At 54.3% G+C, this 17,645-nt stretch carries 19 protein-coding genes; 12 read left to right on the forward strand and 7 right to left on the reverse strand.

Annotated elements, in window-relative coordinates; genetic code table 11:
* The first annotated feature begins 75 nt into the window (after window positions 1-75).
* From KXR87_RS13710 to trpS, 12 genes are all read left to right on the forward strand, one after another.
* Window positions 76-861 carry a DNA utilization protein HofM gene (locus KXR87_RS13710; protein ID WP_437432798.1) on the forward strand — a complete coding sequence of 262 codons (786 nt, stop codon included), beginning with the start codon at window positions 76-78 and terminating at the stop codon, window positions 859-861.
* Window positions 858-1,394, forward strand: coding sequence for a PilN domain-containing protein (locus KXR87_RS13715; RefSeq protein WP_437432799.1), 537 nt, complete (start codon window positions 858-860; stop codon window positions 1,392-1,394). The genes KXR87_RS13710 and KXR87_RS13715 overlap by 4 nt, the downstream gene beginning before the upstream one ends.
* Window positions 1,384-1,851 (forward strand): hypothetical protein, encoded by a 468-nt coding sequence (locus KXR87_RS13720; protein ID WP_437432800.1) that lies wholly within the window; start codon window positions 1,384-1,386, stop codon window positions 1,849-1,851. The genes KXR87_RS13715 and KXR87_RS13720 overlap by 11 nt, the downstream gene beginning before the upstream one ends.
* On the forward strand, window positions 1,841-2,314 hold the full coding sequence (locus tag KXR87_RS13725; protein ID WP_437432801.1) for a HofP DNA utilization family protein: 474 nt from the start codon (window positions 1,841-1,843) through the stop codon (window positions 2,312-2,314). The genes KXR87_RS13720 and KXR87_RS13725 overlap by 11 nt, the downstream gene beginning before the upstream one ends.
* Window positions 2,202-3,428 carry a DNA uptake porin HofQ gene (hofQ, locus tag KXR87_RS13730; RefSeq protein WP_437432848.1) on the forward strand — a complete coding sequence of 409 codons (1,227 nt, stop codon included), beginning with the start codon at window positions 2,202-2,204 and terminating at the stop codon, window positions 3,426-3,428. The genes KXR87_RS13725 and hofQ overlap by 113 nt, the downstream gene beginning before the upstream one ends.
* 292 nt (window positions 3,429-3,720) lie before the next feature.
* Complete coding sequence (gene aroK, locus KXR87_RS13735) at window positions 3,721-4,242, forward strand: shikimate kinase AroK (RefSeq protein ID WP_185668982.1); 522 nt, start codon at window positions 3,721-3,723, stop codon at window positions 4,240-4,242.
* Between the two features lie 55 nt (window positions 4,243-4,297).
* Window positions 4,298-5,386, forward strand: coding sequence for a 3-dehydroquinate synthase (gene aroB, locus KXR87_RS13740; protein WP_437432802.1), 1,089 nt, complete (start codon window positions 4,298-4,300; stop codon window positions 5,384-5,386).
* An 89-nt stretch (window positions 5,387-5,475) separates the two neighbouring features.
* Window positions 5,476-6,792: a cell division protein DamX gene (gene damX / locus KXR87_RS13745; RefSeq protein WP_437432803.1), complete on the forward strand. Its 1,317-nt coding sequence runs from the start codon at window positions 5,476-5,478 to the stop codon at window positions 6,790-6,792.
* 67 nt (window positions 6,793-6,859) lie between these two features.
* The gene (gene dam / locus KXR87_RS13750) at window positions 6,860-7,681 is read left to right on the forward strand and encodes an adenine-specific DNA-methyltransferase (RefSeq protein ID WP_437432804.1); all 822 of its coding nucleotides are present in this window, start codon (window positions 6,860-6,862) and stop codon (window positions 7,679-7,681) included.
* Window positions 7,682-7,756: 75 nt separating this feature from the next.
* Window positions 7,757-8,434, forward strand: a complete 678-nt coding sequence (rpe, locus tag KXR87_RS13755) for a ribulose-phosphate 3-epimerase (protein ID WP_437432805.1) — start codon at window positions 7,757-7,759, stop codon at window positions 8,432-8,434.
* Window positions 8,427-9,188, forward strand: a complete 762-nt coding sequence (gph, locus tag KXR87_RS13760; protein WP_437432806.1) for a phosphoglycolate phosphatase — start codon at window positions 8,427-8,429, stop codon at window positions 9,186-9,188. The genes rpe and gph overlap by 8 nt, the downstream gene beginning before the upstream one ends.
* Window positions 9,181-10,185: a tryptophan--tRNA ligase gene (gene trpS, locus KXR87_RS13765; protein ID WP_437432807.1), complete on the forward strand. Its 1,005-nt coding sequence runs from the start codon at window positions 9,181-9,183 to the stop codon at window positions 10,183-10,185. The genes gph and trpS overlap by 8 nt, the downstream gene beginning before the upstream one ends.
* A 60-nt stretch (window positions 10,186-10,245) precedes the next feature.
* Here trpS and KXR87_RS13770 read toward each other — a convergent pair whose 3' ends face one another.
* From KXR87_RS13770 to nirC, 7 genes are all read right to left on the reverse strand, one after another.
* Window positions 10,246-10,977, reverse strand: coding sequence for a GntR family transcriptional regulator (locus KXR87_RS13770; RefSeq protein ID WP_437432808.1), 732 nt, complete (start codon window positions 10,975-10,977; stop codon window positions 10,246-10,248).
* Window positions 10,978-11,079: 102 nt separating this feature from the next.
* Window positions 11,080-11,865 (reverse strand): fructoselysine 6-kinase, encoded by a 786-nt coding sequence (gene frlD, locus KXR87_RS13775; protein ID WP_437432809.1) that lies wholly within the window; start codon window positions 11,863-11,865, stop codon window positions 11,080-11,082.
* The gene (frlC, locus tag KXR87_RS13780; RefSeq protein ID WP_437432810.1) at window positions 11,862-12,692 is read right to left on the reverse strand and encodes a fructoselysine 3-epimerase; all 831 of its coding nucleotides are present in this window, start codon (window positions 12,690-12,692) and stop codon (window positions 11,862-11,864) included. Before frlC ends, frlD begins: the two co-directional genes overlap by 4 nt.
* A gap of 52 nt (window positions 12,693-12,744) precedes the next feature.
* On the reverse strand, window positions 12,745-13,767 hold the full coding sequence (gene frlB, locus KXR87_RS13785; protein WP_437432811.1) for a fructoselysine 6-phosphate deglycase: 1,023 nt from the start codon (window positions 13,765-13,767) through the stop codon (window positions 12,745-12,747).
* A 21-nt stretch (window positions 13,768-13,788) separates the two neighbouring features.
* On the reverse strand, window positions 13,789-15,129 hold the full coding sequence (gene frlA, locus KXR87_RS13790) for a fructoselysine/psicoselysine transporter FrlA (protein WP_437432812.1): 1,341 nt from the start codon (window positions 15,127-15,129) through the stop codon (window positions 13,789-13,791).
* Window positions 15,130-15,367: 238 nt separating this feature from the next.
* Entirely contained in the window at window positions 15,368-16,732 is a 1,365-nt protein-coding gene (gene cysG, locus KXR87_RS13795; RefSeq protein WP_437432813.1) for a siroheme synthase CysG, read from the reverse strand.
* Window positions 16,733-16,805: 73 nt separating this feature from the next.
* Complete coding sequence (gene nirC, locus KXR87_RS13800) at window positions 16,806-17,615, reverse strand: nitrite transporter NirC (protein WP_437432814.1); 810 nt, start codon at window positions 17,613-17,615, stop codon at window positions 16,806-16,808.
* Between the last annotated feature and the right edge of the window lie 30 nt (window positions 17,616-17,645).

The following is a 17,645-nucleotide window of genomic DNA, read 5'->3' on the forward strand; positions in this document are numbered from 1 at the left end:
GCGCGGTAGTATAAATGCAAGCCTGATGCATTGATAGAGCAGTTATCTCTCGCAACGATAAGGAGATCGTTAATTATGGCATTCGGGCAATGGCAGATAGGCCTGCATATTCAGCAAGATAGCATTGTAAGCGTTGCACTGACACCGGGACGTGCAGGCTGGACGCTACGCCGGTGGTGGCAGATACCGCTGCCTGCCGGGACGATGGACGCCGGGCAGCTATCGCTGCCTCAGCAGTTGATCAAGGTTCTGGCTCCTTGGCGTAAGTCCCTTCCGCAAAGACACCGGATACGTCTGGCTTTTCCTGCCGCGAGAACATTGCAAAAGCGGGTGCCGCGACCGGCAATGACGCTTCGTGAAAGCGAACTTAGCCACTGGCTTTCCCATACTGTCTCGCGTGAACTGGCGATGTCGGCAGGCGATCTCCGTTTCGATTACACCGAAGACACCCTGGCGACGGCTTACAGTGTTACCGCGGTCCAGACCAAAGAGATAGCCGAACTTCTTAACCTGACAACCGCCCTGCGGCTCAATGTCGCGGCTGTCACGCCGGATGCCTGTGCGTTGCAGCAGCTCATTCCCTTCCTGAGTCCACCGGCCCGTTGTTTGCTCTGGCGGGAGGCGTCGCAATGGCTATGGGCGACGCGTGGGGAGTGGGGCAGGCACGCCTGCGAAGCATCAGTTCCCCTTTCCCAGGTCGCCAGCCGCCTCGGCATCGCAGAGGAAGAGGTCATTCAGTGTGCGGATGAGAAGGGAGGATTTGATCCCTGGAGTGCGGTTACGCAACGCCATCCTCCGTTACCCTCGCAAGGCGCCTGTTTTGCCGTGGCGATTGGTCTGGCGCTCGGGAGTGTGCTGTGAGCAAGGCAGCGGTGAATTTGTTGCCCTGGCGAGAAGCGCGACGGCAACGCTGCAGGCGATTCTGGGCCATGTTTCTCGTTATTACCGGCGTGCTGTTAGTCCTGGTGGTAACGAACATAAAAATCCGCGTCAATGCCGAGCGGCAAATTGTCCTTCTTTGGCTGGCCTCTGACAGCGCGGCACTGGCGGCCATCGCGTCCAGAGAACCCCAATTAAAAGCTGCGCACGAAAAATGGGTTACGCAGCAGGCTCTTGCTAAGCAGCGGCATATGACCCGCCTTTGGCAGGATCGTTTAGTGACGCTTGCACGGACCCTGCCTGAGAGCCTGTGGCTGACGACCCTGAGCTTTAGTCAGGGCCAGCTATCCCTTTCTGGTCTGACTCACTCATTTGAGGCCCTACGCGACTTTGAGCAAACGCTAAGCACCGTGGATGGCTTTCATTTGCAACAAACGCACTCCGCTAAGCGCGATCCAAAGGGACGCTGGCTGTTTCACTATCGACTCGACCAGGAGGTAAACCATGCCCCGTGATGTTGAGTCCTGGTATGGCCTCGCTCCCTGGCTTCGTGGGTTTTGCGGCGTCATGCTCCTCACCCTTTGCCTGATGTGTTGCTGGTTTGGGATCCTGCGGCCTGCAGAGGCAGAACAGCAGGCGCTGGACGGGAAAAGGGTAACGCAGCAGCACGCACTCCGGCATCGCTGGCGGACCCTGATGGAGCTAAAACCGCCCGCGGGCGATGCGGTACCAACTACTGCTGTCAGGGAGGCGTTTTCCCCGCTGTCGTTTCATTCCGCAGGAAGGCAACTGCTTAGCTGGGAACCCACGCCGACGGGCGGAGAGATGTTGCTGGAAACCCGATGGAGCGCAGTGCCGCAGACCTTCCTTCAACTGTCTGAAGAAAACATGCTGGCCAAAGGGTTTTCTCTGGCGTTAAAGGAAAATGTCCTGCATTTCGCTTTGCAACTGGAGCGCAATAATGGCCGATAAATCGTCGCTCACTGTCTGTCTGCTGATGTTGCCGCTGATCCTCGGTATGCGTGATCCTTTTCAGCCTGTTCCGGACAGATGCCTGTTTTCCCAACAGTCGCTCTGGCAGTTGCAGGGTGCTGTCACCATCAACGGGCAGTCTGTTGGACTGGTACGGGATCCCACGGGCCGCTGGCACCGGTTACGGGAGGGTGACAGGCTCTTTGCCAACTGGCGAGTGGTTCGCCTTAATAAGGAAGAGGCCATACTTGAAAATGGTGACGGCTGCTCACCGGATCGCTGGCATCTGAAACGAGAAGGAACTCAAAATGATAAAACGCATGGTGGTCATGCTGTGCCTCTGCATCCTGATGCCAGGTCTGCACGCGAAGGAGAAAGAGAAATCCACAGACAAAGCGACACGACTGGTAACGCTTATCATGGACGACGTGCCAGTAGCGCAGGTGCTGCAGGCGCTGGCTGAGCAGGAAAACAAAAATCTGATTATTACCCCCGATGTCAGCGGCACCCTGTCGCTGCATCTGGTGGAGGTGCCCTGGAAGCAGGCGCTACAAACGGTGCTGACAAGTACCGGATTATCGCTGCGCGAGGAGGGAAATATTTTGCACGTGCGCTCCGCGACCTGGCAGCAACAGCAGCGTGACGCGCAGGAGGTAGCAAGGGAAAAACAAAAGCAAAACCAGCCGCTTGAGGAGCGTAGTTTTACGTTGCGGTATGCCGATGCAGATGAGCTGGCGAAAGCCGGGGAGAAGCTGCTTAGCCCTAAGGGGGCTATCACCGTTGATAAACGGCTAAATCGCCTGTTGCTGCGCGACAACAAAGCGGCACTTAATGCACTCGAAAAATGGGTGGCTCAAATGGACCTACCCGTGGAGCAGGTTGAGCTGGCGGCGTATATCGTCACTATTAATGAAAAAAGCCTGCGGGAACTGGGGGTGAAGTGGGGGTTAGGCGAAGCGACAAAACCGGCTCAACGAGGACAGGTCTCGACCCTTTCAGCCGACCTGTCGGTGGAAACGGCCAGCACGCGGGTAGGCTTTAATATTGGCAGTATCAACGGACGTCTGCTGGATCTTGAGCTCTCTGCGCTGGAGCAAAAACAACAGCTGGAGATCATTGCCAGCCCACGGTTGCTCACTTCACATATGCAGCCAGCCAGTATCAAGCAGGGCAGTGAGATTCCTTATCAGGTTTCCAGCGGTGAAAGTGGCGCCACGTCGGTGGAATTTAAAGAAGCGGTGTTGGGAATGGAAGTTACCCCAACGGTTCTGGCCGATGAGCGGGTGCGTTTGAAACTTCGCATCACCCAGAACGTCCCCGGTCAGGTTCTCCAGCAAGCCGATGGCGAAGTCCTTGCCATCGATAAACAGGAAATTGAAACCCAGGTGGAAATAAAAAGCGGTGAGACGCTGGCGCTTGGCGGTATTTTCTCGCAAAAGAACAAAGCGGGAACCGACAGCGTGCCCGTTTTAGGGAGTATTCCCTGGGTTGGCCGCCTGTTTCGTCATGATGGTAAAGACAATGAACGGCGTGAACTGGTGGTCTTCATTACGCCACGGCTGGTGGCGGTTCGTTAATTGATACATATTCCGTACCGCTTTTTCTGCTTAACTCGATACAGGTGTTTGACGTGAGAGATGATTTAGCTTACAAGGAGTACCGATTTGAGAGTCAGCGAATACCTACTACCCTAAAACGGTCTCTATGCGGTTAGTAATTTAATCAGTTGCCAAACCAGTCATTGTACTGAGATAATTTTTGGTCTGACTCTCGAACTTACGTATATGAGGTTTCAGTTCATGTCCTGCTTAAAAAGGTGTCAACGAAGCAGGTTTATCATCAACGAATAGTCTTAGTAATACCGAAAAAATGGCAGAGAAACGCAATATCTTTCTGGTTGGGCCTATGGGTGCCGGCAAAAGCACTATTGGGCGTCAGTTAGCTCAACAACTGAATATGGAATTTTACGATTCTGATCAAGAGATTGAGAAACGAACCGGAGCTGATGTGGGCTGGGTCTTCGATGTAGAAGGTGAAGAAGGTTTCCGCGATCGCGAAGAAAAGATCATCAACGAGCTAACGGAAAAGCAGGGAATTGTACTGGCTACCGGCGGCGGCTCTGTGAAATCTCGCGAAACCCGTAATCGTCTCTCCGCCCGAGGTGTCGTGGTTTATCTGGAAACCACCATCGAAAAGCAATTGGCTCGTACTCAACGTGACAAAAAACGTCCACTTCTGCAGGTGGAAACGCCGCCGCGTGAAGTGCTGGTGGCGCTGGCTGATGAACGTAATCCTCTTTATGAAGAGATTGCTGACGTTACCATTCGCACTGATGACCAGAGCGCGAAAGTGGTCGCAAACCAGATTATCCATATGCTGGAAAGCAACTAATTCTGGCTCAACTCACAGGCCTGCGGGTTTAAGCAATTAAGGTGGATGTCGCGTCATGGAGAGGATTACCGTCACTCTTGGGGAACGTAGTTACCCTATTACCATCGCGGCTGGTTTGTTCAACGATCCAGCTTCCTTCCTGCCCCTGAAGTCTGGTGACCAGGTAATGCTGGTTACCAACGAGACACTGGCACCGCTCTATCTTGATAAAGTCCGTCAGGTGCTGGAAAGCGCAGGGGTCAATGTTGACAGTGTGATATTACCGGATGGCGAGCAGTACAAAAGCCTGACGGTGCTTGACACTGTTTTTACGGCGCTATTGCAAAAACCCCATGGTCGTGACACCACGCTTGTTGCGCTGGGGGGAGGCGTCATTGGCGATCTTACCGGCTTTGCGGCAGCAAGCTATCAGCGTGGCGTTCGTTTTATCCAGGTTCCTACTACGTTGCTTTCCCAGGTGGATTCTTCCGTTGGCGGGAAAACAGCGGTTAACCACCCTCTTGGCAAAAATATGATTGGCGCGTTTTACCAGCCGGCTTCGGTCGTGGTGGATCTCGACTGCCTTTCAACACTGCCGGCACGTGAATTGTCGTCTGGTCTGGCTGAGGTCATTAAATACGGCATCATTCTTGATGGCGCCTTTTTCGACTGGCTGGAAGACAATCTTGATGCATTGCTGCGCCTGGATGGTAAGGCGATGGCTTACTGTATTCGCCGTTGTTGTGAGCTAAAAGCCGAAGTTGTGGCAGCTGACGAGCGGGAAACAGGCTTACGTGCTTTACTCAATCTGGGACATACCTTTGGTCACGCAATAGAAGCCGAAATGGGTTACGGCAACTGGCTGCATGGCGAAGCCGTCGCTGCGGGTATGGTGATGGCCGCACGCGCGTCTGAACGTTTGGGTCAGTTTAACCCTGAAGACACGCAACGCATCATTACGCTGCTTCAACGTGCCGGGCTACCGGTATGTGGGCCGCAGGAGATGTCTGCTCAGGCATACATTCCCCATATGCTGCGTGATAAAAAAGTGTTGGCAGGTGAGCTACGTTTAGTGCTCCCGCTGGCAATAGGGAAGAGTGAAGTTCGTGGCGGAGTGTCACAAGAGGTCGTACTTAGCGCTATTGCTGATTGCCAGCAGGCGTAACAACTAGAAAGGTTTGCTGCGCATGCGCGGCTTTTAAAGTCGGGCTTTATGCACAGGTGGTTGGCATAAGCCTTTGAGTGGGGTGTTAAATGGATGAATTCAAACCAGAAGACGATCTGAAACCCGATCCAAGCGATCGTCGTACTGGTCGTTCTCGTCAATCTTCTGAACGTATCGATGATCCGCAGATCAACTTTGATGATGTTGATGTCGATGCAGACGATCGTCGTCCTTCACGTGCACGTAAAGCGCGTGATGAGCGCGAGGAGTACGAAGAAGATTACGAAGCGGAAGAAGAGTCACTTGACGAGGAGCGTGCAGAACGCCGTCCGCGCAAGCGTAAAAAAGCCGTAGCCGCGAAGCCTGCTTCACGCCAGTATGTGATGATGGGCGTGGGTATTCTGGTGCTCCTGCTGCTCATTGTGGGAATCGGTTCTTCCCTTAAGGCACCGTCCACCCCTGCAGCTGGTGACTCCGCATCAACGGAAAAAAATATCGATCTCTCCGGCAATGGCACGAATGCCGCTGCTGATCAGGCGAACGGTGCGCAACCGGCACCAGGTAATACCCCGGCTCAGGACACTGCGGCTAACGCGAATACGTCACGCGATGTCTCCCTGCCGCCCATCTCCTCCACCCCGTCACAAAGCCAGGCTTCTGCAACACCGGAAGGTCAGCAGCGTCTTGAAGTGCAGGGTGATTTAAACAGCGCATTATCTTCACCGCAGGATCAGGCGCAGCTCAATAATGCGGTGGCGAACAGTACCCTGCCCACTGAACCTGCAACCGTTGCACCGGTACGCGGTGGTAACAGCAATGCAGCACACGCCACGGCTGAAAATAATAGCAGCAGCGCGCGTCCTGAACGTAAGCAGATGGTTATTGAGCCTAAACCCCAGGTTAAGCAACCCGTTGCGAAAGCTGAGCCTAAGACGGTTACGCCTCCGGCTGCTCAACAACCTAAACGCACTGAAAGCGTAGCGGCTGCACCCGTTAAAACGCCACCTGCGTCAACTGCTGCTCCGAAAGCCCCTGTTTCTACCGCCGCTCCGAAAGCGCCAGCGTCTACGGCTGCGCCAACAGCAACGGCTGCAGCACCTTCGGCAGGCGCGGGCGCGACCGGCAATGTCGGTTCGCTGAAGTCGGCACCGGGCAGCCACTACACTTTGCAGCTGAGCAGCTCGTCTAATTCCACCAATCTGAATGCCTGGGCGAAGAAAGAAAATCTGAAAAACTTTGTGGTTTATCAGACGACCCGTAACGGTCAGCCCTGGTATGTGCTGGTAAGTGGCGTTTATGCCTCAAAAGAAGACGCCAAGCGCGCAGTGGCAACTCTGCCATCAGATGTACAGGCGAAAAATCCGTGGGCGAAGCCGCTGCACCAGGTGCAGGCCGATCTTAAGTAATGTTTAAAGCGCAGGATGCTGTCGGAGCTGTCTCCACAGCCGGAGAGAGTGTAATCAATCATCCAGCATGAAAAAAAATCGCGCTTTTCTGAAATGGGCAGGGGGGAAGTACCCCCTGCTTACCGATATTGAACGACATCTGCCCTCGGGCGATTGTCTTATTGAACCCTTTGTCGGTGCGGGTTCTGTTTTCCTCAATACTTCATATTCCCGTTATATCCTTGCGGATATCAACAGCGATCTGATTAGCCTTTACAATATCGTCAAAGAAAATGTTGACGGTTATGTGGACGCCGCAAGGGCGCTTTTTACGCCCGATAACAATCAATCGGAAATCTACTACCAGCTTCGCAGCGAGTTTAATCAGAGCCGCGACCCGCTCCGTCGTGCGGCGTTATTTTTGTATCTCAACCGCCACGGTTACAACGGTTTATGTCGCTACAATTTGCGTGGCGAATTTAACGTACCTTTTGGTCGTTACAAAAAGCCCTACTTCCCGGAAGCAGAGTTGTATCATTTTGCGCAAAAAGCGCAGAATGCCTTTTTCTACTGCGAATCTTACGCTGACAGCATGGCGCGTGCGGATGCCAGTTCCGTGGTGTATTGCGATCCGCCGTACGCCCCCCTTTCTGCGACGGCGAACTTCACGGCTTATCACACCAACAGTTTTACCCTTGAACAGCAGGCCCATCTGGCCTCCATTGCTGAGAGCCTGGTAAGTAATCGAATTCCGGTTTTGATTTCCAACCATGACACGGCGCTCACCCGTGAATGGTACAGTCAGGCAAAACTGCATGTGGTGAAAGTGCGGCGCAGCATCAGCAGCAACGGTGGTACACGCAAAAAGGTGGATGAATTACTGGCGCTGTATCGCCCGACGACCGTGTAGCCCTGTTTAATCGCCGTCGTTACGCGTTCACCTTAGCCGGTAAAATGACTTTATTTTCTTCTCAAGGAGATGCGGATGACACAGTATTTGATTGCCCCTTCGATTCTCTCGGCTGACTTTGCTCGTCTGGGAGAGGACACGGCCAATGCGCTGGCTGCTGGTGGAGATGTGGTGCATTTTGATGTGATGGATAACCATTACGTGCCCAATCTGACTATCGGGCCGATGGTTCTGAAAGCACTGCGTAACTACGGCATCACCGCACCTATTGATGTGCACCTGATGGTGAAACCCGTTGATCGTCTGGTCCCGGATTTTGCTGATGCGGGCGCAAGCATTATCACCTTTCACCCGGAAGCATCAGAACACGTTGACCGCACCCTGCAGCTCATTAAAGAACATGGCTGCAAAGCAGGACTGGTCTTTAACCCGGCCACGCCGCTGAGTTATCTGGATTATGTCATGGATAAGCTGGACGTCATTTTGCTGATGTCCGTGAACCCCGGTTTCGGTGGGCAGTCCTTCATTCCGCATACGCTGGATAAACTGCGTGAAGTGCGTCGCCGTATTGACGCCTCAGGGTTTGACATCCGTCTTGAAGTAGATGGGGGGGTGAAGGCGAGTAATATCCGTGAAATCGCTGCTGCTGGTGCGGATATGTTTGTTGCTGGCTCTGCAGTTTTTGGTCAGCCGGACTACAAGAAAGTGATTGATGAGATGCGCAGTGAACTGGCAAAGGTAAGTCATGGATAAATTGCAGGCAATTCGCGGGGTAGCCTTTGACCTCGACGGGACGCTGGTTGACAGCGCACCGGGTTTAACCGCAGCAGTCGATAACGCGCTGTATGCACTCGAACTGCCACAGGCGGGTGAGGAGCGGGTCATTACCTGGATTGGTAACGGCGCCGATGTGCTGATGTCGCGCGCACTGGCCTGGTCATTACAGGAGCGCAATGCGCAGCGTGCCGCATCGGGTAAACCAGCGGTTAACGCGGCGGATATTCCAGAAGACGAGCAGGCTTTCATGCTGCGTAAGCTGTTTGACCGCTACTACGCTGAGTCGGTTGAAGCGGGGAGCTTCCTGTTCCCGGATGTGGCCGAAACGCTCGAGGTTCTCTATGCGCAAGGTTTGCCGCTGGCGCTGGTAACCAATAAGCCCACACCGTTTGTCGCGCCTTTGCTCGAAGCACTCGGCATTGCCCACTATTTCAGCCACGTCATCGGCGGTGATGACGTGAAGAACAAAAAGCCCCATCCGGAGCCGTTGCTGTTGGTGGCAGAAAAGCTGGGTCTGACGCCTGACCAGCTACTGTTTGTTGGGGATTCCCGTAACGATATTCAGGCAGCTCAGGCGGCAGGATGTTGCTCCGTGGGGCTGACTTATGGTTACAATTACGGCGAAGCTATTACGTTAAGCGAGCCGGACTATGTATACGACCGCTTTAACGAATTACTGCCCGCTCTCGGGCTTTCGCACAGTGAAAATCAGGACGTGAAACATGACTAAGCCCATCGTATTTAGTGGCGCACAGCCCTCAGGTGAATTGACCATTGGTAACTACATGGGTGCGCTGCGACAGTGGGTAAACATGCAGGATGATTACCACTGCATCTATTGCATCGTCGATCTGCATGCCATCACTGCGCGTCAGGACCCTGAGAAGTTGCGTAAAGCCACCCTGGACACCCTGGCGCTCTATCTGGCCTGTGGTATCGATCCTGAGAAAAGCACCATCTTTGTTCAGTCCCATGCGCCAGAACATGCGCAGCTCGGCTGGGCGCTGAACTGTTACACCTATTTCGGCGAACTGAGCCGCATGACGCAGTTCAAAGACAAATCAGCACGCTACTCCGAAAACATTAACGCCGGTCTGTTTGACTACCCGGTGCTGATGGCGGCGGACATTTTGTTGTACCAGACCAACCTGGTGCCGGTGGGTGAAGATCAGAAACAGCATCTTGAGCTGAGCCGCGATATCGCGCAGCGTTTCAATGCGATTTACGGTGACGTCTTTAAAGTGCCGGAACCCTTCATCCCTAAATCCGGTGCCCGCGTGATGTCCCTGCTGGAACCGACCAAAAAGATGTCCAAGTCTGACGATAACCGTAATAACGTGATAGGCCTGCTGGAAGATCCGAAATCGGTCGTTAAGAAAATCAAACGCGCGATGACCGATGGCGATGAGCCACCCGTTGTCCGTTATGACGTCAAAGAGAAAGCGGGGGTCTCTAACCTGCTTGATATTCTCTCCGGTGTGACGGGCCAGAGCATTCCTGAGCTGGAACAGCACTTTGAAGGCAAGATGTATGGTCATCTGAAAGGGGAAGTGGCGGATGCCGTTTCCGGCATGCTGACTGAGCTTCAGGAGCGCTACCATCGTTACCGTAACGATGAAGCTTTCCTGCAGAAGATCATGAAAGAGGGTGCAGAGAAAGCCAGCGCCCATGCCTCCCGGACCTTAAAAGCCGTTTATGACGCCATCGGGTTTGTCGGCAAGCCGTAATCGCGACATCGACATGATGAAGAGGGCTACGGCCCTCTTTTTTCGTCTTATCGGCGCAGCTTAATGTCGATGGTTATCAATGGTGAGCGTAACGCGGTTAGCGCGACAAAACAGTTCCGACACGTGTACCGGTTTATCATTCTGATCAAACGCGATTTTACTGATGCGAAACAGCGGCTCCCCGAGTTCGCATTTTAGCCATTTGGCCTGAGTACGGGTCGCTGCAAAGATGTCGATCGTTTTGTTATCGCTGATAACCTGGGTGTCGTAATGTTTTTGAAAGATCTGGTAGGTCGAGATGCCTTCACGGTAATTCTCATCAAATGCCGGGTAGCGTGACAGTGGGATCCAGGAGCTGTCGATAAACAAAGGCTCTTTGTCGAGATACATTACCCGGCTTAAGTGGAAGACCTCGCCGTTTCCGGGGATGTTGAGCTTCTCGCAAAAGGGCGCTGCGTTTATCCGGGCCTGCTCAATCACTTTCTCTTTGGTCGGTTTGCCTTGCGATACCCCAAAGTCTGTAAAACCACTCACGGTCAGGAGCGCGTTCTCCACCTTTTGGCTCTGTACGAAGGTGCCTTTACCCTGCCAGCGAATCAGCACCCCATCCGACACCAGATCGCTGATGGCTTTACGTATCGTGATCCGGCTTACATTATAAAGCGTACACAGTTCGGTTTCGGTCGGGATCTGCTGCCCGGCTTTGTAGATGCCCTGCGCAATATCATCCAGTAAACGCTGGCGTACCGTGGCATAGAGTAATTGATGAGAATAGCGATCCAAAGCTGGCATGACTCAACCCTGATAAGAAGAGAATAGAGCGATTATAGGGTTGTTTATCAGCCAGTCATAGCGCGCAGGCATGAAGTTGCCATCACTCATGCCTGCGTTTAACTACCATGCGCCGTGGTATTGAATGGTGCGTGCCGCACTCTGCGTTCCCTGCGCCATGCACTCTACAAGCGTGCGGTCGCTGGCGACGGCACACAGGAAGCCTGCAATATACGAATCGCCTGCTCCCATGGTATCGACCACGTTTACCGCAAGAGCAGCCTGACGCCAGAACTGCCTGCCATCCCAGGCAATGCTGCCGTTTTCACCCAACGTCACAATCATCGTGCCGGCACCCCGCGCCACACTCTCCTGCATCCTTTCCCGTAATGCCGCGTCTTCCTGCTGCGCCGAGGCGAAAACAACGTCCAGATGGGGTAAAAGCGTCTGCCAGAGCGGGCTGTCCCATTTATCGGCGAAATCGAAGGCGGTGAGCTTACCTGCGGCGTGCAGACGGGGAAAGGCCATCTCCGCATGTCCCCAGATAGCGGAGTGCACGATGTCAAAGCTATCAAGCCAGGCAAAATCGCTCTCTTCCAGCGTAAAATCTGCCATGACGCCTTCAGTGTAATCACCAAGCACCCGATCGTTACCTTTCATCTCCACCTGCGTTTGTGCCGTGATGCCGCATTTGACGTGCACGTGGCTGGTGTCGATACCTGTTCTGACCAAATCCGCTTTCAGCATCCGCCCGTACTCATCTTCCCCTACCCAGGTAATACAGCCGGGTTGCATACCGTAGCGGGTGCTGTAAACCGCTACGTTTACCGCATTGCCGCCGGAAAACGCTTTGCCCAGGTGAGGATAGATATCGACGCAGTTATCGCCGAGGGTTACCAGCCTTTTCATGCGACGGCCTCCGGTAGTAAGGCGCGAAAGCGTTCCAGCGCCTGGCGGGCGAACAGCCGCGGCTCATTCATGTACATAGTCACCAGCTCTATCGTGCAATAACCTTTGTAGCCGCTGGCAATAACATCGCGCATCAGCTCCGTTAGCGGCATCTTTCCTTCCCCAGGAATGTAGTGGCTATCGCTTGCCCCATCGCTGTCGACGATATGCAGGTGGCGGAGCTTATCGCCAAGCTTGGTGAAATAGCTCATGACCGGCTCGCCCTGCACCCAGGGGGCGCAGATATCTATCATGCTGTACAGATGGGGTGACGGAACAAGGGAGAAGGCGCGCAGTACGTCATTGGCGTTGCAGACCACGTTTGATTCATACGGCGTAAGCGGTTCAAGCACCAAATCCATATCAATCTCCTGCGCATAGTCGCACAGCTCGCGCAGATTATCGGCGAGGCGCTGCCAGATAATATCCGGTGTCGTCAGATACCCTGCGTGCGCGGCAGAAATGAGCGTAAAGCCTGCGTTCATCTCTTTGGCCATGTCCATTGCCAGTTTAATCATGTCGAGACTCTCGCGGCGCATCCTCTCGTCACCCAGCATCATGTTCCACGGATAGCCGTTGGTTTCCGGGGTATAGCCAATGATCGGTAAATCATAAGTTCGGGCGAGGGCTTTGATGTGCTTAATCCCGCCCGCTTTCAGATCGGGTGCGAAGGCGTGCGGACGCCCGCCCCACAGCTCAATACCGTCATAGCCCAGTTCATGCGCGTCGCGAAAGGCGTCTTCAATCGGTAAACGCTGGTGACCGCAGGTAAACATGCCTGTTTTCATTGCTGTTCTCCTTTTAAAGAAAGCCGGTCTCTGACGGACCGGCCAGATAAAATCAATATTCAACCAGACCGCCGTAATAGCGGCGTTCATCCGGGTTGTGATCTTTGTAGATGGACAGGTAGTAGCAGAGCCACTCCATAGGCACGAACATCAGGAACGGCGCCAGCCACGGGTGCAGCCCCCGGGCAATGTCGGCGTAATCAATGACGATGACGTTATCGGTACGCGCTTTCACGAAGCGAATGGCGCGTTCGGTGGTGTGGCGACTTTCGTCGTTACCCAGCAGGAAGAGGAAGGGAACGCCGGGTTCAACGACTTCGAGCGGACCATGACGGAATTCGCCGCTCTCGATGACTGAACCGTGGGTCCAGGTAAACTCCATCAGGGTGACAATCCCCTCTTTGTAGCCCAATGGACGCAGCGGCCCGGCAGACACGGTGTAGATCATCGGCCATGCGCTTGCCTGCTCACCCAACTGACGGCCTTTCTCTTCCCAGTTGCGCACCAAATGGCCCAGCGCCTGGGGCAGTTTTTGCAGGTCGGTTTTGATCTTGCCGATTTCGGCGTGCGGTGCGCGGCGGGTAATCATCTCCAGCACCACGCTATAGCAGAGCAGCAAGTGAATTTCCCAGATGCAGTCGGCCTGGTAATCCACCACATACTCCACCGGCTCGGTGATAGGGCTATCCGCTTTTTTGGTGAAAGCAGCGGTGAGTGCGCCACAGGCCCGGCCCAGTTCCAGCGCTTTAATGACCTCTTCGGTTTTGCCGTAATCCGACACGCCGATCACGGCACAGCGGCTATCCAGACGGTACGGCGTGTTATCGCAGAACTCCCAGCCGGAGAGAGCATAAACCTGAAGATCTGAAAAACGATCTGCAAGGTGCTTCGCCGTTTGCGCCGCATTTAGCGGCGATCCGCAGGCAACGAAGTAGATTCGGTCGATATCACGACGGATCATCTCATCGACAATGCCATGAACGCGAGGAACGTCCTGCTGCAGAACTTTCTCTACTTCTGCCACCATATTTTCAGTGACCAGGAAGTCCACGGTGCTTTTATCAATATTCAACATGTAACGTTTCTCCAGATGGGTTTACGAAAGTGCGGCCAGACGACGATTGCGCCTTTCCCAGAAGGCGTAGGCGGGCAAGCCGGTGGCGATAACAATCAGGGCGCAGACCAGACCAGGAATGGGCGCCCAGACAAAAGTGGAGGCGACAAGGATCAGGCTTGAGCAGATGGCAAGGAACGTCATCAGGCCAAACATGGGTGTCCGCCAGAGCGGTTTGTAGTCGTCGCGTTTGCGACACCAGATGATTGAGCCGAAGGTGAGGGTATTTTTAAAGCACATTACCAGCGTGAAGTAGCCGAGCAGGCTGGTCAGGTCGGAAACAAAGATAAAGAAGATCCCGAGCGCGCACTGGAGAACAATTGAGACATCCGGGGTGTTGTATTTGGGATGGACGTGGGCGAAGCATTTGAAAAAGAGCTTATCTTTCGCCATCGCGTACTCCAGACGCGGCTGGTACATCACGCAGCTTGAAAGGGAGCCCAGGATGACGATCATCGCGGTGACCGCTACAAAGATGCCCGCCATACTGCCCAGCGCAGGGATATAAGTCAGTGCATCAGAGATGGGGGTTCCCGAGGCGGCCAGTTTCTCAAACGGCATCAGACCGGAGATAACAAGCGCCAGCAGCGAATAGAGCACCAGTACCAGTAAGCAGGAGCCAATCAGGGCGCGCGGCATGGTCTTGCCAGGGTCTTTGATTTCGCCGGTCATATAGCAAATTGACGCCATGCCGGTATAAGACCAACTGGTTGCTGAGACACCTGCCAGCAGCGCCATGATGCCGGAGGCGGCAGTCACGGTCGCGGCGCCGGACGGGGCCGTGAAATTGTCTGTTTTGAACCAGAAAATGCCGATGCCGATAACAATGGTAAACGGAATGATCTTGGCGATGGTAATCAGGGTCTGAAACGCGGCACCGCCCTCAACGGAACGCAGGTGCAACAGCATAAACATAATGATGAGCGCGGTTGCCACCAGCTTGCCGGTCAGCGGGTCGAGCGGCATCAGGAAGCCGAGGTTGCTGACAACCGCCAGCGCCATAATGGACAGTGAAGGAGCATCATTCGCCCAGAAGCTGGCCCAGCCGGACAAAAATGCCAGCGGGCGACTGCCGGCATTTTTTAAATAGACATAATCCGCACCGTTTTCGGGGTAGGCCGTGGACAGCTCCGCATACACGCACATCTGCGGAATGACAATCAGCCCACCCACAATGAACGCCAGCACGGTTAACCACGGGGTGCCCGCCGCCTTTGCAACTTCACCTACTGAAACGAAAATACCGGAGCCGACGGTGGTTCCGACAGCGATAGCAAGCACGGCCCAAAAGCCCAGCTTGCGTTGGAGTTCCTGGCTTTCCATATCAATACCTTTTTTAGAATGTGTTGTAGGGTCAAAAGGTCGCCGTAGCCATCAGGAGGTAAAACGATGCTTTGCTATATGACGACACATAATCAATATAACAACACATGATGAATTGTATTGTGGAGAGAGATCACAAAATCAGCAGCTGGAGGGCGGGCTGGCAGAGTGTTTTTATTAACTTACTGATTAATAGATATAAAAAAGGACCGCCGGGGCGATCCTTTATCTGGATGGGTCAGAACCACTTAAGCTTGTCGCGAAGGCCGACTACCCGACCGACAATAATCAGCGCCGGGCTCTCCACCTGTTGCGCCAGTTCTCCGAGCTGCGTCAACGCGCCGCTCACCACGCGCTGTTTCACGGACGTCCCGTTTTCCACCAGCGCCACCGGCATATCGACCTGCATACCGTGCTCAATCAGTTTTTCCTGAATGGTGGCTGCCTGATTCAGGCCCATATAGAACACTAGCGTCTGTTTCTCTGCGGCCAGATTCGCCCAGTCCAGCTCGCCACCGGTTTTCAGATGACCCGTTACCAGCCGCACGCTCTGCGCATAATCGCGATGGGTAAGAGGGATACCCGAATAGGCGGAGCAGCCGGAGGCGGCAGTGATACCGGGGACCACCGAGAAGGGAATTCCCGCATGACAGAGGGTTTCCAGCTCTTCACCACCGCGACCGAAAATAAACGGATCACCGCCCTTGAGGCGCACCACGCGTCTGCCCTGTTGCGCTTCGTGCAGCAGGATCTGGTTTATCTCTTCCTGGGGAACGCAGTGGTATCCGGCACGTTTGCCAACAAAGACGCGATCCGCGTCCCGGCGCACCAGATTCATGATTTCATCGGAGACCAGGCGGTCATAGACCACCACATCAGCCTGCTGGATCTGCTGCAAACCTTTGAGCGTCAGCAGACCCGGATCGCCAGGACCGGCTCCCACCAGCACCACTTCCCCACGATTATCCAGTGGCTCGGCAATCAATTGTTCGGTAATGGCTTCAACGGCAACGCTGTCCTGGTTCGCCAGTGACTGCGCAAGGCGGTCATTAACAAACAGCTTTTCCCAGAAACGACGACGTTCAGGGACGCTGGCAAAATGCGTTTTCACGCGCCGGCGCAGTTTACCGGCGTAGCGGGCAACGTGCCCCAGGTGTTGCGGAAGAATCGATTCCAGCTTTTCGCGCAGCAGGCGGGCCAGGACAGGCGAGGTGCCGCCCGAGGAGACCGCGACCATCAAAGGGGAGCGATCAATAATTGAGGGCATGATGAAGCTTGCCTGCTTCGGCGCATCGACCACGTTACAAAAGATACGACGGGATTCAGCCGCATCGCTGACGTGCTGGTTAACCGCTTCGTCATCCGTTGCGGCAATGACCAGCCAGCATGGATCGAGCAGACTTTCATCGAAATCGCCTTCCACCAGCCTTAGCATGCCTTCCTTCGCCCAGACATGGAACTGCGGAACGAAGGCGCGTGAGTTCACGGTAAGTCGTGCACCAGCATCCATCAAAAGTCGGGCTTTACGTTCTGCGACATCGCCACCGCCGACCAACAGGCAATCGCGTTCGCGTAGTTGACAAAAAATGGGTAAATGGTCCACGACATCACCTCAAATACACGTCATTTTTCGGGCCGCAGTTTTATTGGCTGCAACCCGATTACTGGTGTCTTTATTAGTTGGTTGTAATTGGTTGGCTCTTCGCTGCCTTCTCTACGGAAGGGCGTTCGGCTTTTGGCGTAGCATACCAGTAACCCAGACCCATAAACACGGCGCCGGAGAAAGTATTCCCGAGTGTGACCCACAACAGGTTATGACCAATACCGGAGAGGGTATAAGCGTCGCTGTGATGACCAAACCAGGAGAGGGCGAACAGGGTCATATTGGCAACGGAGTGCTCATAGCCGGAAGCGATAAATGCCAGCAGACACCACCAGATTGCGAGGAATTTGGCCGCGCCTTCAGTACGAATGGCCATCCAGATAGCGAGGCATACCAGCCAGTTACACAGCGCCCCTTTAAAGAACAGCACCCCGGCCGGAGCACTGGTTTTGGCCAGCGCAGCGGTATGGACAAGACTGGTATCCAGCGGCAGCAGGCTGCCACCACCCCAGTTGTAAAGCAGCGCAACCAGAACTGAACCCAGCAGATTGCCCAGCCAGGTTTGTGGCAGGATGGTCCACATCTGGCCCTGGCTGATAGTGCCCGCTTTCACACCGAGCGTCAGGAACATGGTATGACCGGTAAAGAGTTCAGAGCCGGCGATAATGACCAGGGTTAAGGCGATGCCGAAAGTGGCTCCCATGACCAGCGGGCGCACGGACGGATCGAGCAGGTTTCCAAGGGTGAAAATTAAAATAATCCCTAAGCCCACATAAGCCCCCGCCATGGCAGAGCTTATCCAGAAAGAGAGCGGATTATTGGCTGAGAGTCGTGCAATGCGCGCAGCGTTAGCCGCACACTTATTAATAGTGTCTGTAAACATAGTGTTGATTACCCAAAGTTAAAAAAGAAA

Origin of the sequence: Yokenella regensburgei (genome assembly GCF_051486985.1) — a bacterium.
Taxonomy (GTDB): domain Bacteria; phylum Pseudomonadota; class Gammaproteobacteria; order Enterobacterales; family Enterobacteriaceae; genus CBFFRJ01.

Bases quoted from the DNA above. Each gene is read 5' to 3' on its own strand.
- nirC (WP_437432814.1), bottom strand. From the start codon at position 17,615: ATGTTTACAGACACTATTAATAAGTGTGCGGCTAACGCTGCGCGCATT.
- frlC (WP_437432810.1), bottom strand. From the start codon at position 12,692: ATGAAAACAGGCATGTTTACCTGCGGTCACCAGCGTTTACCGATTGAA.
- damX (WP_437432803.1), top strand. From the start codon at position 5,476: ATGGATGAATTCAAACCAGAAGACGATCTGAAACCCGATCCAAGCGAT.
- KXR87_RS13725 (WP_437432801.1), top strand. From the start codon at position 1,841: ATGGCCGATAAATCGTCGCTCACTGTCTGTCTGCTGATGTTGCCGCTG.
- KXR87_RS13710 (WP_437432798.1), top strand. From the start codon at position 76: ATGGCATTCGGGCAATGGCAGATAGGCCTGCATATTCAGCAAGATAGC.
- frlA (WP_437432812.1), bottom strand. From the start codon at position 15,129: ATGGAAAGCCAGGAACTCCAACGCAAGCTGGGCTTTTGGGCCGTGCTT.
- KXR87_RS13770 (WP_437432808.1), bottom strand. From the start codon at position 10,977: ATGCCAGCTTTGGATCGCTATTCTCATCAATTACTCTATGCCACGGTA.
- rpe (WP_437432805.1), top strand. From the start codon at position 7,757: ATGACACAGTATTTGATTGCCCCTTCGATTCTCTCGGCTGACTTTGCT.
- hofQ (WP_437432848.1), top strand. From the start codon at position 2,202: ATGCCAGGTCTGCACGCGAAGGAGAAAGAGAAATCCACAGACAAAGCG.
- frlB (WP_437432811.1), bottom strand. From the start codon at position 13,767: ATGTTGAATATTGATAAAAGCACCGTGGACTTCCTGGTCACTGAAAAT.
- gph (WP_437432806.1), top strand. From the start codon at position 8,427: ATGGATAAATTGCAGGCAATTCGCGGGGTAGCCTTTGACCTCGACGGG.
- frlD (WP_437432809.1), bottom strand. From the start codon at position 11,865: ATGAAAAGGCTGGTAACCCTCGGCGATAACTGCGTCGATATCTATCCT.
- aroK (WP_185668982.1), top strand. From the start codon at position 3,721: ATGGCAGAGAAACGCAATATCTTTCTGGTTGGGCCTATGGGTGCCGGC.
- KXR87_RS13720 (WP_437432800.1), top strand. From the start codon at position 1,384: ATGCCCCGTGATGTTGAGTCCTGGTATGGCCTCGCTCCCTGGCTTCGT.
- aroB (WP_437432802.1), top strand. From the start codon at position 4,298: ATGGAGAGGATTACCGTCACTCTTGGGGAACGTAGTTACCCTATTACC.
- trpS (WP_437432807.1), top strand. From the start codon at position 9,181: ATGACTAAGCCCATCGTATTTAGTGGCGCACAGCCCTCAGGTGAATTG.
- dam (WP_437432804.1), top strand. From the start codon at position 6,860: ATGAAAAAAAATCGCGCTTTTCTGAAATGGGCAGGGGGGAAGTACCCC.